Source organism: Xanthomonas euroxanthea, from assembly GCF_903989455.1.
Taxonomy (GTDB): Bacteria; Pseudomonadota; Gammaproteobacteria; order Xanthomonadales; family Xanthomonadaceae; genus Xanthomonas; species Xanthomonas euroxanthea.
On the sequence record NZ_LR861803.1, the window covers coordinates 3,187,647 to 3,202,185 of the forward strand.

Genomic DNA, 14,539 nt, shown 5'->3' on the forward strand with positions numbered 1-14,539 from the left:
GTGTGTCGCAGCGCCTGGAATTGTGCCGAATTACTCACTTTCGATGCGGATTGACGATATTTTATTAACAAATCATGTCGATTGCTTGCGCTGCAGTGCAGACATTCATTACGTTCGGGTTAAGGCCATCTGACTCTCCGATGACCGTCCCTTATCCGCACTCCCAGTTGAAAGGTCAGGAATGAGCAATCAGTTTCGTCGCCAAGTCATCAAGCGCACCGCTCTCGCCGTCGTGCTCAGTGCTTGCCTAACCAATGGCGCGGTCTACGCGCAGAGCACCACCGGCAGCATCTACGGCAGCGCTCCCTCCGAAGCCGGCAGCACGATTGTCGTTCAGAGCGACACCGGGCTGAGCCGCACCATCACCGTAGACGCAAACGGCCGTTACAACCTCGGCTCGCTGCCGGTCGGCGCCTACACCGTCACCTTGAAGCGTGGCGATCAGGTCGTCGATACGCGCAAGAACGTGCAACTACGCGTCGGTTCGGGTACCGAGGTTTCGTTCGCTGGCGCAAGCGCTGGCAGTAATGCCGATGCAACCACGCTGGGCGCGATCACCGTCACCGCGGCCAATGCACCGAAGATTGATGTCAGCTCGACCAGTTCGCGATCGGTGATCACCTCCCAGCAGCTTGCGATCCTGCCCCTTGGCCGTAGCGCGGAAGCAATTGCCTTGCTGGCACCGGGTGCCGTGGCGGGCAGTGGCGCATTCGACAACGGCTCACGCTCGGTCGTTTCGTTCGGCGGCGCCGGCGTCACTGAAAATGCTTACTACATCAACGGATTCAACGTCAGCAACCCGCTTAGCAACCTCGGTGGCGTGAGCTTGCCGTATGGCGCGATCGACCAGCAGGAGACCTACACCGGCGGCTACAGCGCGCGTTACGGTCGCTCGACCGGCGGCGTGATCAATCAGGTCGGCAAGCGCGGTACCAACGAATGGCATTTCGGTGCTCAGGCAGTCTGGGAACCCAAGTCGCTCGCAAGTTCGCCCGAGAACGTGCGCTTCCCCAACAACACCTTGCCAGATGGATTTGAATACACCAATCCGGATCAACCCGGCACACTGTATCGCAGCCGCAAGGACGACGCAGCGACTCGCACGGTCTATAGCGCGTATGCGGGCGGCCCATTGATCGAAGACAAGCTGTTTGTTTTCGTGGCGGGCGAGTCGGACAAGACCGATGGCGTTTCCACCAACTCCAGCGCGGCAAGTGTCCTGGGACGGAACAACTATGCCTATAGCGCGCCAAAGTTTTACGGCAAGATTGACTGGAATATCAACGACAGCAACATTGTGGAATACACCCGTATTGAAAGCACTGATCGTCGTGCTGGGTATTACACCGATTTCGATTACGACACATTAACCGGTGGTGGTCGCAGCGGCACGTTCGCTGATACCTACAAGATCAAGGACCGGTACGACATCTTCAAATACACCGGCTATCTCACCGACGACCTGACCTTGAACGCCACATGGGGCCGTAGCCGTCAAGACAATCTGCAGGGCAATCCGTACGTCTCCAATCTTCCTTACCTGCAGAATGTTACTAACCAGGATCCTGCGCTGACCGGTGGTACGCCGATCACCAACGATCAGGCGAGTAACCGCACCAAGGCAGATCGTCCGCAGAACAAGACCCGCAGCCTGCGCCTCGAACTCGAATACCGGCTTGGTGACCACGACCTGACCGCCGGCGTGGACAACATGTACTTCAATGCGTCCAATGAAGGCGTTCAGACAACCGGGCCGGGATACCAGTGGCTGTTCGCGCGTCAGTCCAACCCTGCGGTCGACATCCGCCCGAGCCTGGGTGTCGGCCCGTCCGGCGGCAATGGCTACTACGCGCAGCGCCGCATTTTCACCACGACAACAAGCATGGCAGTCGAGCAGAAGGCGTATTACCTGGAAGATCGCTGGCAAGTCACCGACAAGTGGCTGGTGTTGCTTGGTATCCGTAACGACAAGTTCACCAACTTCAACAGCGCAGGCGCTCCCTATGTCGACAGCGGCGACCAGTGGGCACCACGTTTGGGCGTGAGCTGGGACGTCTTCGGCGATTCGTCGCTGAAGCTGTACGCCAACCTGGGACGCTACTATCTGGCACTGCCCAATAGCGTTGCGGTGCGCGGTGCATCTGCTTCCACCTATACCGATGAATACTTCGCCTACAGCGGGCTGGACGCAAATGGAGAGCCGACTGGCTTGAGGGCGTTGGGCCCGGGCCCGGTCTCGTCGAATGGTGAATACGGCCAGACGCCCGACCCGAATTCGTTCGCACCGAGCGACTTGAAGTCTCAGTACCAGGATGAGTTCCTGATGGGCTTTGAGAAGACGCTTGGCGAGAAGTGGAACTCGGGTGCAAAGGTGACCTATCGCAAGCTGCAGACCGCGATCGATGACGTCTGCGATACAGGCCGGATAGCCGATAAGCTCGAGGCCAGTGGTATCGATTCCTCGTCCGTTGCCATTCCTGGCTGCGTGATGTTCAACCCTGGCGAAACCAACACCTACAACTTGGCCAATGTCGACGGCTCGGGCCGCACGCAGGTGCGTATGTCTCAGGAGGATTGGGGATTCACCAGCGGTGCCAAGCGTAACTACGTGTCGGTCGACTTGTTCCTGGAACATCCGTTCGACGAAAAGTGGTTCGGCCGCGTCGATTACACCTGGTCGCATCTGTACGGCAACACCGAAGGCCAAGTGAAATCCGATCTGGGACAGGCTGACGTTTCCAAGACGCAGGACTGGGACTCGGCAGAGCTGATGTACTACGCAGGTGGAAGTCTGGCCAATGATCGCCGCCATCAGTTCAAGGCATTCGGTGCCTATCAGTTCACACCGGAATGGATGGCATCTGCCACGCTGCGCGTGTTGTCCGGCACACCAAAATCGTGCTTGGGCTATTTCGGCGAGGGCGAGCAGGATCCGATTGGCTATGAGTCGGCTTATCACTATTGCGCCGGTTCTCCTTCTCGTCCGGGCGACGCAGGCCGCACGCCTTGGCTGACGAATCTGGATCTGGGCGTGACCTATCGCCCGTCGTTTGCCGATCACAAGCTCGCCATCGGGCTGCAGGTCTTCAACGTACTCAACGACCGCGATGCCACACGTACGGAAGCGGTGTACGGGGACGACCGTTACACGGTGTCCAACACCTATGGCATGGGCACCTACTTCAACCCACCGCGCTTCGTTCGTCTCTCTGCGGCTTATGACTTTTAAGCGCAGCGTTCAGAACTAGAACACGCACTTCTCCACGGCCCCGAAAGGGGCCGTTTTTTTTAGTGCGTCCCCTACTGCAGCTGCGTCGGAGCCCGCCTCCCGCCCCTCTACACACGCCGCACCCATGACCTTCGACACCATGCCATCCGGCTGGCGAGGCGTAGAGTGCCGGCCACAGCCCCGGCGACGGGGCGTCCCACATCTGCTCCTGGAGCCCTTTGTGATTCGTACACCTCATTTGTTGACCTTGTCCCTGGCCGTGGCCGCCGCCTTGAGCGGTTGCAAGAAATCCGAAGACGCCGCGCCGGCCGCGCCCGCGGCCAATACCGCCGCAACCACCCCCGCTGCGCCCAAGACCCTGACCCTGGACCAGAGCAAGCTGCCGGCCGTGAACCAGTTCACCGCCGCCGATCTGGACCCCAACGGCAATGCCTGCACGGATTTGAATGCCTACGCCAACGCCAAGTTTTTGGCCGCCAACCCGGTGCCGGGCGATCGCACCAGCTGGGGCGCGTTCGAGATGCTCGACGAGCGCTCCAATGCGATCCAGCAGCAGCTGGTCGAACAGGCCGCAGCCGACACCGGCGCCACCGGCGTGGAGAAGATCGTCGGCGACCTGTGGTCCACCGGCATGGACGAGGCCAAGATCAATGCCCAGGGCATCGAGCCGCTGAAGCCGGAACTGGCCGCGATCGACGCCATCAGCGACCAGGCCAAGCTGGTCGACTATCTGCGCAGCAGCGCGGCCAAGGGCAACAACGAGCTGTTCGGCTTCGGCGCCGAGGCGGATTTCAAGAAGTCCAGCCAGAACATCGCCTACGCCATGCAGGGTGGGCTGGGTCTGCCGGACCCGGAGTACTACACCAGCGCCGCCAACAAGGCCAAGCTGGAGGCCTACCAGGCGCACGTGGCCAAGGTGCTGGAACTGTCCGGCGTGGCCGCGGCCGATGCCGCCGCGCAGGCCAAGCAGGTGGTCGCGTTCGAAACCCGTCTGGCCAAGGTCTCCAAGACCAGCACCCAGATGTCGCGCGATGCGTCACTGGCCTACAACCCGATGTCGCCGGCCGAAGCCGACAAGCTGACGCCCAACTGGTCGTGGACGGAGTTCTTCAAGTCGCAGGGCGTCCCCACGCCGGAGATGTTCTCGCTGGCGATCCCGGCCTTCCACCAGGAAGTGAGCAAGATGATCGCCGACACCGATCCGGCGATCTGGCGTGCCTACCTGCGCTTCCACACCGTCGATGGCGCCTCGCCGTTCCTGAGCCAGCCGTTCGTCGATGAGAACTTCGCGTTCTACAACCAGACCCTGCGCGGGCAGAAGCAAATCAAGCCGCGCTGGAAGCGCGTGCTGGCCACCATCAACGGCCAGACCGGCGAAGCGCTGGGCCAGATGTACGTCAAGGTCGCCTTCCCGGCCGATTCCAAGGCCAAGATGGAAACCCTGGTGACCAATCTGCGCACTGCGCTGAAGGCCCGCATCGAAAAGCTGGACTGGATGAGCCCAGAGACCAAGACCAAGGCGATCGCCAAGTGGGAGAGCTTTACGCCCAAGATCGGCTACCCGGAAAAGTGGCGCGAGTGGAACGGCTTGACCACCAGCCGCGACAGCTACCTGGGCAACGTGATGGCCGCGTCCGAGTACAACTACAAGTGGAACCTGTCCAAGATCGGCAAGCCGGTGGACAAGACCGAATGGGGCATGAGCCCGCAGACGGTCAACGCCTACTACAACCCGCTGCAGAACGAGATCGTGTTCCCGGCCGCGATCCTGCAGCCGCCATTCTTCGACCCCAATGCGCCGGAGGAAATGAACTACGGCGGCATCGGTGCGGTGATCGGGCATGAGATGACCCACGGCTACGACGACCAGGGCAGCCGCTTCGGTGCCGACGGCAACTTCATCGCCGATCCGGGCTGGTGGACGCAGAAGGACCTGGACGCATTCAAGGCGCGCACCGGCAAGCTGGTCGCGCAGTTCGACGGCTACCGCACCCCGGCCGGCGACAAGGTCAAGGGCGACCTGACCCTGGGCGAAAACATCGCCGACCTGGGCGGCCTCAACACCGCCTACGACGCGATGAAGACCGCCACCGCCGGCAAGGACGATCCCAAGACCGACGGCATCACCCGCGACCAGCGCTTCTTCCTCAACTGGGCAACAGTGTGGCGCCGCAACTTCACTCCGGAAGAACTGGTGGTGCGCCTGAAGACCGATCCGCATGCACCGGCCAACTTCCGCGCCATCGGCGCCCCGTCGAACATGCCGGCGTTTGCCGCCGCGTTCTCGTGCAAGGCCGGCGATCCGATGGTGCGCCAGGGCGACAAGCAGGTGGTGATCTGGTAATTGCACGGTAGCTGCAAACAACGGGGGGCGGCGATCGAGAGATCGTCGCCCCTTTTGTTTTGCGGCAGTGGAATGTGATGCCGCCAAGATCGCGCGCTACGCCTGCAGGTGGCAGATTCAAGACGTGCATCGCGCATCGGACGCGGCTTGCTGCAGGTGGCGCAACTTACGCAGGCCGCCTCTCTTTGCGTCTCCCCTTGCCATTTACACCCTCAGGCGGCCTGCCACGGCGCACTCTCGTTCCTTTTTCGGGCCATGCCATCGGGCATCGGTGCCCCACCCCTCGTCGCCTTCAAAACAAGTCTCAATAAAGCTCAAGCCTGCGTGCCGGCACGGCAGCGCCCGCCTATCCTCGGCGCTCCTTCCTGCCCATTTCCGCCATGTCAGCCATCAAGACCTCGACACTCGCCCTCAGCCTGCTGATCGCACTGGCCGGCTGCAAGCGCGCCTCCGACGACGGCAGCGCCACGAAGACGCCGGACGCGCTGGCGCCTGCGGCGACCCTCGCCCCATCCAAGTCGGCGCTGGACATCGGCGAACTGGATCCGACAACAAGCGCGTGCCAGGACCTGGACAACTTCGTCAACGAAAAATGGCGCAAGGCCAACCCGATACCGGCAGATCGCACCAGTTGGGGCGTCAGCGACATCCTGACTGAACAAAGCGAACTCGTGCAGCGTGAGATCGCTGAAGCCGCAGCCAAGCACGCAGGCGCACAGGCCGATCCGGTGGCCCGCAAGATCGGCATGCTGTATGCGTCGGGCATGGACGAAGCCGCGATCGAGGCTGCGGGTGACCAACCGATCCGTCGGCAACTGGAAGCCATCGCCGCGCTGACCTCCGGCAGGCAGGTCGCCGATTACATCACCGGCCGCTACGCAGAGGGCGACGCGCAGGTCTTCTACTTCGGCGCCGGCGCCGATTTCCACACGGCGGACATGCAGATCGCCTTCGCCACCGAGGGCGGCCTGGGTTTGCCGACCAAGGAGTACTACAGCGCCGCCGAGTACGCGCCCATCCGTGCGGCGTATCTGGACTACATCGCCAAGTCGCTCGAACTCACCGGCATTGCCAAAGACGCAGCGCGTGCGCAAGCCAACGACGTGCTTGCGCTGGAAACGCGCCTGGCGGCTGCTACGTTGAGCCGGGTCGAGGCACGTCAACCGCAGAATCAGTATCACTTCGTCAGCCTGGCCGAAGCGGACAAACTGACGCCACACTTCTCCTGGACGCGCTTCTTCGCCGCCCAGGGCGTGGACGCAGGGTCCGGCTTCTCGCTGTCGCATCCGCGCTTCTTCGCAGAGTTCGACCGCCAGCTCGCCAGCGCTCCGATCGCGCAGTGGCAGGCCTACCTGCGCTTCCATACCATCGACGATGCATCCGGCGACCTCAGCAAGCCCTTCGCCGACAACAACTTTGCGTTTTACGGCAAGACGCTGCACGGGCAACCGGAACAGGAACCCCGCTGGAAGCGCGTGCTGCGCAGGGTCAATACCAGCATGGGCGAAGGCCTGGGCCAGCTGTATGTGGCCAGGATGTTCACCCCCGAAACCAAGCAGCGCGCCAGCGAGCTGGTGGACAACATTCGCGCTGCGCTCAAGGTACGTATCGAACACGTCGACTGGATGAGCGCGCAGACCGAGGCCAAGGCGCTGGCCAAGTGGCAAACCTTCCAGCCGAAGATCGGCTACCCCGATACCTGGCGCGACTGGTCCGGGCTGGAGATCGTTCCCGGCGCGTATTACCGCAATCTGCAGGCAGCGGCCACATTCAACTATCGCTACGACATCGCCCAGATCGGCAAGCCGACCGACCGCACCCGTTGGGCGATGACCCCGCAGACCGTCAACGCCTACTACGACCCCAGCGCCAACTCCATCAACTTCCCGGCAGGCATCCTGCAGCCACCGTTCTTCGACCCTAAGGCCGACGATGCCCTCAACTATGGCGGTATCGGTGCAACGATCGGACATGAAGCCATGCACGGCTTCGACGACCAGGGCAGCCAGTTCGATGGTGCGGGCAACAACGTGAACTGGTGGACGCCACAGGATCGCAAGGTATTCGAGCAGCGGGCCGATGCCCTGGTTCGACAGTTCGATGCCTACGCTCCACTGCCCGACCACCCCGACCTGCACGTCAATGGCAAGCTCACCCTTGGCGAAAACATCGCCGATCTGGGCGGCACCAATGTCGCCTACGACGCGCTACAGGCGGCATTGCGGGCGCATCCCGAGCGGGCAGCCTCCGTCGATGGCTACACACCGGATCAACGCTTTTTCCTGGGGTTTGCGCTCAGCTGGCGCGGGCAGATGCGTGAGAAGCAGCAACTGGTCGATCTGGCAAGCAACCTGCATGCCCCCGACAACCTGCGCGCGAACGCCTCGCCGTCCAACATGCCGCAGTTCGCCCACGCCTTCGCCTGCAAGCCCGGCGATGCGATGGTGCGCCCGGACAAGGACCGCGTGGTGATCTGGTAACCGGCTGCAAGCGCTTCCACCTACCCACCACCGACCGCACGGGCCCGCACACGCGGGCCTGTCGCGTTCACGCAAACGCCCAGCAGCGGAGACGAACGGCAGCGGGCACATGCCTGCGCAGCACGCAGCCTTGCTAAACTCCGCCGACTTTACTCTGGCCACCCGTCTTCTCGATGCCCACCATTCGTCCGCTTGCCCTCGCTCTTGGCTTCAGCCTGATCACGCTGCTGTCCGCCCCCGACGCCGACGCCGCTCGCAAGAAGAAGGCTGCCCCCAAGGCCCCGGCCGTCTCGGCGGCCTGCACCAACTTCTACGATTACGCCAACGCCGGCTGGCTGAAGGCCAACCCGATGCCGCAGGCTGGTGCCGTCACCGCACTGGGCCAGCTGTCCGAGCGCGCGCTGCAGCAGCAACGCGACTTGCTGGATGCGTCGATGAAGGCACCGCAGGGCAACGTGCAGAAACTGCTCGGCGACTTCTGGGCCAGCGGCCTGGATGAGGCCGCCGTGGAAAAAGACGGCTCCAATCCGATCGCTCCGTTGCTGTCGCGCATCGATGCGATCAAGAAGGCCAAGGATGTGCCCGCTTCCATCGCCGCACTGCACCAGGTCGGCATCCCGGTCGGCTTCAACTTCGGTCCAGACGTGGACCTGAAGGCACTCGACCGCCACATCGGCTACTTCATGCAGGGCGGCATGGGCCTGCCCGACCCGGCCTTCTACACCCGTACCGATGCCGACACCCAGGCGCTGATGGGCCGCTACCGCGCCTACGTCAAGCAGATCCTGGCGCTCACCGGCACCGCCGCCGACAAGCTCGACGCCGATGCCGCCTCGGTGCTGCAGATCGAGACCGCGCTGGCACGCAGCGCGCAGTCGGTGCAGGGCATCAACAACCCGTTCAACAACTACGCCCCGATCGCCACCAAGGAGCTGACCAAGCAGTACAAGAACCTGCGCCTGGCCGACTTCCTGGAAGCGCAGGGCGTCAAGGACGACCTGGTGTCGATGGCCGACCCGGCCATGTTCAAGCAGCTCGACAGCATGATCGTCAGCATCAAGCCGGAACAGTGGAAGGCCTATCTGCGCTGGCGCGTGGGCGATGCGATGGCGCCGTACCTGTCCAAGAGCTTCCACGATGCCGAGTACCAGTTCCGCGGCCGTCTGCTGCGTGGCGATGCCCTGCCGCCGCAGCGCTGGCAGCAGGTGCTGGACGCGATCAACATCGCCGCCGGCCCGATGCTCGGCCGCGAATATGTGGCGCGCTATCTGAGCAGCGACACGCGCCGCCAGGCCGAAGCCATCGCCGACCAGATGCGCGACGCACAGCTGGCCGCGCTGGAGCGCACCGGCTGGGGCAACGGTGAGGTAGTGGCCGAAGCCAAGGCCAAGCTGGCGGCGATGAAGATCGAAGTCGGCGCGCCGCGTCGCGATCTGGATTACACCGTGCAGCCGATGGGCCGCGGCAGCTTCGGCGGCAACATGCTGATCGCCTCGACCTGGCGCCACCGCGAGGAGATGAAGCGCATCGGCAAGGGCAACGCCGACCGTCGTTGGGATGTGCTGCCGCAGCAGCCGGCAGTGGCCTACGACATCGCGCAGAACCGCCTGATCATCACTGCCGCCGTGCTGCAGCCGCCGGTGCTCACCGCCGGCAGTACGCCGGCCGCGCAGTACGGCGCCTACGGCGCGCTGGTCGCCCACGAAATCACCCGTGCCATTGACGCCAAGGGTTCGCTGGTGGATGCCAAGGGCGAATTGCGCAGCTGGTGGACGCCGGCCGAAAAGACCAGCTGGACCCTGCTGACCGGCAAGGTGGCCGAGCAGTTTGGCGCCTACCCGTATCCGGGCGTGCCCAACGTCAAGGTCAACGGCGCGCAGACCGCCGAAGAAAACCTGGCCGATCTGGCCGGTATCGAACTGGCCTGGCAGGCCTTCAGCAAGGCACAGCCCGCCGCCACCGAGGCCGACAAGCAGGCCTTCTTCACCGCCTGGGCCGGCTTGTGGGCCCAGCAGCTGTCGCCAAACGAAGCGGTGCAGCGCGCCAGCGCCGACATCCGTGCACCGGGCCAGTGGCGCACCAACGGCCCGCTGTCCAACCTGCCCGAGTTCGGTGCGGCGTTCAGCTGCAAGGCCGGCCAGCCGATGCAGCGCGTGGATGCCGAGCAGTTGAAGATCTGGCGCTGATTCAGGCGCCAGGACGTCACTGCCCATCAACACACGGTGGCAGGCAATGAAAAAGAGCGCGGAATCCGCGCTCTTTTTTTGTCTCCGGCGTTTATCGATCTGCCTACCAGCCTGAAACACCCTGGTCGTAGGAGCGGACCTGGCCGCGACAAGGCTTTACCGATAAACCGCCGTCGCGGCCAGGTCCGCTCCTACGAGGCGATGCGTTGCCGGACCTCAGCGCACCACGCGCAGCGGCGGCTTGCGCCCCTTGCCACCGCCTTTCCTGCCGCCGCTACCGCCAAACGGCGACTGCCCGCGCCAGTAACGAATCATCAGCCAGCCGAACAGCATGCCGCCCAGATGCGCGAAGTGGGCCACGCCCGGCTGCCAGCCGGTTGCGCCCAGGAACAGCTCGATCGCACCGAACACGATCACGAAGGTGCGCGCCTTCATCGGGATTGGCGGAAACAGCAGCATCACCCGCTGATTCGGAAACAGCATCCCGTAGGCCAGCAACAGGCCGAACACACCGCCCGACGCACCTACCACCGGCGCCCCGCTCTGGGTGAACCAGGCCATCAGCAACTGGCACACGCCGGCACCGGCCACGCACACCAGGTAGTAGGTCAGAAAGCGCTTCTGGCCCCAGGTCTGCTCCAGTGCCGCACCGAACATGAAAAGTGCCAGCATGTTGAAGAACAGATGGTTGAAGCCGCCATGCAGGAACGCATAGGTCAGCAACTGCCACGGCATGAAGCTGGCGCCGGGCGAGAACGCATCGAAGCCGTTGGAGATCGGCCACAGCATCAGCGACGACAGCGCCGCATCGGAGGGCAGCACGCCGGCGCCCAGGTCGCCCAGTGCCCATTGCAGCAGGAACAAGCCAATATTGGCGATCAACAACGCTTTGGTGACGGGCGGCAGTTGGGGCATGACGGCATCCTTCGGAATGCCAACCATCATAACGTCAGGCTTATGAAGGTCCCCACACGGCGGCATCCAGCCGCTGCGCGGCACTGGCGCGGCGCACCCGGCCCTGCTCGACCGCCACGCCTTCGGCACGCAGCCGCCGACATTGCTCACGGTAGCCGGAAGAGCCGTCCGGCAATGCGATCCGGCCATCGCTGCGCAGCACCCGGTGCCAGGGCAGGTGCGGATCGTCATTGCCGCTGAGCACGCGGGCCACCAGCCGCGCCCGTCCGGGCAGGCCGGCGCGCAGTGCGACCTCGCCATAGCCTGCGACCTGGCCGGAAGGAATTGCGCGAATCGCGGCGAGGATGCGCAGTCGCGCCTGTTCGCTGGAGAGCGCCGCGCCGTGGGAGCCGGCGCGCGCAGGTGGGCCGGCAGGGGGAAGCGTCACTGGTTTGCGGGGCTTGGACATCGCGCAAGGATGCCAGCGATGAGGCATGACCGGCTGTGGACGGCAGATCGGCAGTTGATTGACGCGCCGATTGTGCCGGACCCTCACCCCAACCCCTCTCCCGAGGGGAGAGGGGCTTTGATCTGTTCGCTCGCAGGGCCCTGGCCTGCGTCAAGCGCACTTACGTCGGGTGCAGAACTAGCGTGCGGTGTTGCGCGGGGCTGCCACACGTTGTGAAACGCAGGGGCCGACGTCAGTACCGGCATCAGGCAAGGGCCTGATGCCCTCGTTGGTCCGGCCACAACAGCCGCATCGATGCACAGTGCATCAGTGCATCAGTGCATCAACACAATCTCTTCCGACGAAGTGGGATGGATTGCCACGGTCTCGTCGAAGTCGCGCTTGGTCGCGCCCATCTTTACGGCCACCGCGAACCCCTGCAGCATTTCGTCGGCGCTTTCGCCCAGCAGGTGCACGCCGACCACGCGCTCTTCTTCGCCCACGCAGACCAGCTTGAACAGGCTGCGCTGCGGCGCGTCGGCCAGCGCATGCAACATCGGACGGAAGTTGCTGCGGTAGATGCGTACCGCACTGCCGTGCCGCGCGCGCGCCTGCTCCTCGGTCAGTCCGACCTGCCCGAGCGGCGGATGCGAGAACACCACGCTCGGCACGCCTTCGTAGTCCATGCGTGCATCCGGCTGCCTGCCGAACAGGCGGTCCATCAACTTGCGACCCGCCGCGATCGCTACCGGCGTCAGCCCGACCTTGCCGCCGACATCGCCGATGGCATGGATGTTCGGCACGCTGGTGGTCTGCCCTTCGTCCACCACCACCTCGCCCTTGTCGCCCAGGCGCACGCCGACCGCTTCCAGACCCAGCCCCGCTGTGTTGGCGCGTCGGCCGGTGGCGAAAAACACCTGGTCGAAGACGTCGTTGCCCTGCTCGCTGGGGTGCGCGGGATGGCCGTGCACGCGCAGCTTGCCATGTGCATCGCGTTCCAGGCCGGTGGTGGAGAAACCGAAATGCAGGCGCACGCCCAGGTGCCGCAGGTTGTCGGCCAGTTGCAGGGTCAGCTCGGCATCGAAGCGCTCCAGCAATCGATCGCCCTGCACGAACAGATGCACGCGACTGCCCAGCGCCTGCAGCAGGCCGGCGATCTCCACCGCGATATAACCGCCGCCGACGATCGCCACCTGCGCAGGCGCATGACAGAGATTGAAGAAATCGTCGGACACCTCACCGTGCTCCACACCGTCGATGTCCGGCCGCAGCGGATGCGCACCGGTTGCGATCACGATGTGCTCGGCGGTAACGGGCACGCCATCGCCGCCCATGATGGTATGGCGATCCTGCAGCACGCCGCGCTGCGGAATCATGACCACGCCATCTTCGTTGAGCCGACGCCGATAACTGGCGTGGATGTTGTTGATGTAGCCCTGCCGGTGCGTGACCAGTTCCTGCCAGGCCAATGTCGGTCGCGACACATCGAAACCCAGCGCCCCGGCCAGCTCGATCTTGCCGGCCAGATCGGCCGCCAGCCACATCGCCTTCTTCGGCACGCAGCCGAGATTGACGCAGGTGCCACCCAATTCGTTCGGCTCCATCACTGCCACGCGTGCACCGTGCCTGGCCGCGCGAAACGCAGCGGCCAATCCACCGGAGCCGCCGCCCAGGATCACCACATCGTAGTCGTATCGGGCACTCACGCGAATCGCTCCGCCCGGTAAGGATGCGGGTCCAGCGCAGGTGCGCGGCCCGTGATCAGGTCGGCCATCAGTTGTCCGCTTGCAGTGCTCATGCTGATGCCGAGCATGCCATGCCCGGCTGCGAGCCAGACGTGAGGACGCCCCGGCACCGGCCCCAGCACCGGCACGTCGTCCCAGGTCATCGGCCGCCATCCATACCAGCGCTCGATCACGGCCGGGCCGGCCGGCGCATGCAGATAATCGGCCGCTGCGCGCTCCAGCGCCGCCAGGCGCGTGGGGTTGAGGCGGGTGTCGCGTCCGGAGAATTCCATCGTGCTGCCGATACGCAGACGATCGCGCCACGGCACCACGAACACCCAACGGTCCTTCAGCACCACCGGGCGGCGCGGCATCGATGCCGGGGCGGTATAGGTGATCGAATAGCCCTTGCCGGCCTGCACCGGCAAGCGCAGCCCCAGCTGCGCCGCCAGCACCGGCGACCACGGGCCGGTTGCGATGACCACCTCGCGTGCCTGCCATCGCCCGCGCTCGGTGTGCACGCACGCGCCGCGTGCGTCCGGCACCACCGCATCGACGCGGCACTGCGCCTGGATCACCGCACCGCGCGCGCGCAGCACCCTTGCCAGTTCTGCGGTGTAGCGCTCCGGACGCAGATGCGCATCGCCGGGGAAATGGATCGCACCGGCAATGCCTGCGCGAAATGCCGGGTCCTGGCGCAGATAGTCGGCGCCCTCGATGATCTCGGCCTGGATGCCCCACTGTGCAAGCACGCCGCACTCGTGGCGATACTGCGCAAAGCGGCGCGCATCGCCGAACACGTAGTCCAGCCCATCGCTGCGAAATTCGCAGTCCAGTGCATAGCGCTCGACCCAATCGTCGAAGCGGTGTCGCGCATCGCCCAGCAACGCCGCGCGCGCCTGCGCGCTGGCCTGCCAGTGACGCGTATTGCAGCGCTGCGCAAACCGCAGCAACCAGCGCCACAGCGCCGGATCCAGGCGTGGCCGGATATACAGCGGCGCGTCCGGCGTCAGCATCCACTTCAGCGCCTGCGCGATCATGCCCGGCGCTGCCAGCGGCGGCGCATGGCTCGGCGTGATGGTGCCGCAGTTGCCGTACGAAGTTGCCGCACCCACCGCACCGGCATCGAGCACGTGCACCTGCCGCCCCGCCTCGACCAGGGCCAGCGCGGTCGCCAGGCCGATGGCGCCGGCACCAACCACCACCACATCGACAGGCGCGCCGCTCATGTGCG

Annotated in this window: 8 protein-coding genes; 4 read left to right on the plus strand and 4 right to left on the minus strand. The window is 64.4% G+C overall.

Annotated features, from left to right (window positions below; genetic code table 11):
• Positions 1–181: 181 nt before the first annotated feature.
• From H7A86_RS13360 to H7A86_RS13375, 4 genes are all read left to right on the plus strand, one after another.
• Complete coding sequence (locus H7A86_RS13360; protein ID WP_119131281.1) at positions 182–3,229, plus strand: TonB-dependent receptor; 3,048 nt, start codon at positions 182–184, stop codon at positions 3,227–3,229.
• Between the two features lie 241 nt (positions 3,230–3,470).
• Positions 3,471–5,573: a M13 family metallopeptidase gene (locus tag H7A86_RS13365; protein ID WP_180708153.1), complete on the plus strand. Its 2,103-nt coding sequence runs from the start codon at positions 3,471–3,473 to the stop codon at positions 5,571–5,573.
• Between the two features lie 380 nt (positions 5,574–5,953).
• Positions 5,954–8,053: a M13 family metallopeptidase gene (locus tag H7A86_RS13370; protein ID WP_119131280.1), complete on the plus strand. Its 2,100-nt coding sequence runs from the start codon at positions 5,954–5,956 to the stop codon at positions 8,051–8,053.
• Positions 8,054–8,226: 173 nt separating this feature from the next.
• The gene (locus H7A86_RS13375) at positions 8,227–10,239 is read left to right on the plus strand and encodes a M13 family metallopeptidase (protein ID WP_119128509.1); all 2,013 of its coding nucleotides are present in this window, start codon (positions 8,227–8,229) and stop codon (positions 10,237–10,239) included.
• 216 nt (positions 10,240–10,455) lie between these two features.
• Here H7A86_RS13375 and H7A86_RS13380 read toward each other — a convergent pair whose 3' ends face one another.
• From H7A86_RS13380 to H7A86_RS13395, 4 genes are all read right to left on the minus strand, one after another.
• The gene (locus H7A86_RS13380; RefSeq protein WP_026064941.1) at positions 10,456–11,154 is read right to left on the minus strand and encodes a rhomboid family intramembrane serine protease; all 699 of its coding nucleotides are present in this window, start codon (positions 11,152–11,154) and stop codon (positions 10,456–10,458) included.
• Positions 11,155–11,194: 40 nt separating this feature from the next.
• A complete protein-coding gene (locus tag H7A86_RS13385) occupies positions 11,195–11,602 on the minus strand; it encodes an MGMT family protein (RefSeq protein WP_119131279.1) in 408 nt (135 codons plus the stop codon).
• 314 nt (positions 11,603–11,916) lie between these two features.
• Entirely contained in the window at positions 11,917–13,287 is a 1,371-nt protein-coding gene (gorA, locus tag H7A86_RS13390) for a glutathione-disulfide reductase (protein ID WP_119131278.1), read from the minus strand.
• Positions 13,284–14,534: an NAD(P)/FAD-dependent oxidoreductase gene (locus H7A86_RS13395; protein ID WP_119131277.1), complete on the minus strand. Its 1,251-nt coding sequence runs from the start codon at positions 14,532–14,534 to the stop codon at positions 13,284–13,286. Before H7A86_RS13395 ends, gorA begins: the two co-directional genes overlap by 4 nt.
• Positions 14,535–14,539 lie beyond the last annotated feature (5 nt).

Excerpts from the sequence above, each read along its gene's own strand:
- H7A86_RS13360 (WP_119131281.1), top strand. The coding sequence starts at position 182 with ATGAGCAATCAGTTTCGTCGCCAAGTCATCAAGCGCACCGCTCTCGCC.
- H7A86_RS13370 (WP_119131280.1), top strand. The coding sequence starts at position 5,954 with ATGTCAGCCATCAAGACCTCGACACTCGCCCTCAGCCTGCTGATCGCA.
- H7A86_RS13375 (WP_119128509.1), top strand. The coding sequence starts at position 8,227 with ATGCCCACCATTCGTCCGCTTGCCCTCGCTCTTGGCTTCAGCCTGATC.
- H7A86_RS13380 (WP_026064941.1), bottom strand. The coding sequence starts at position 11,154 with ATGCCCCAACTGCCGCCCGTCACCAAAGCGTTGTTGATCGCCAATATT.
- H7A86_RS13385 (WP_119131279.1), bottom strand. The coding sequence starts at position 11,602 with ATGTCCAAGCCCCGCAAACCAGTGACGCTTCCCCCTGCCGGCCCACCT.
- H7A86_RS13395 (WP_119131277.1), bottom strand. The coding sequence starts at position 14,534 with ATGAGCGGCGCGCCTGTCGATGTGGTGGTGGTTGGTGCCGGCGCCATC.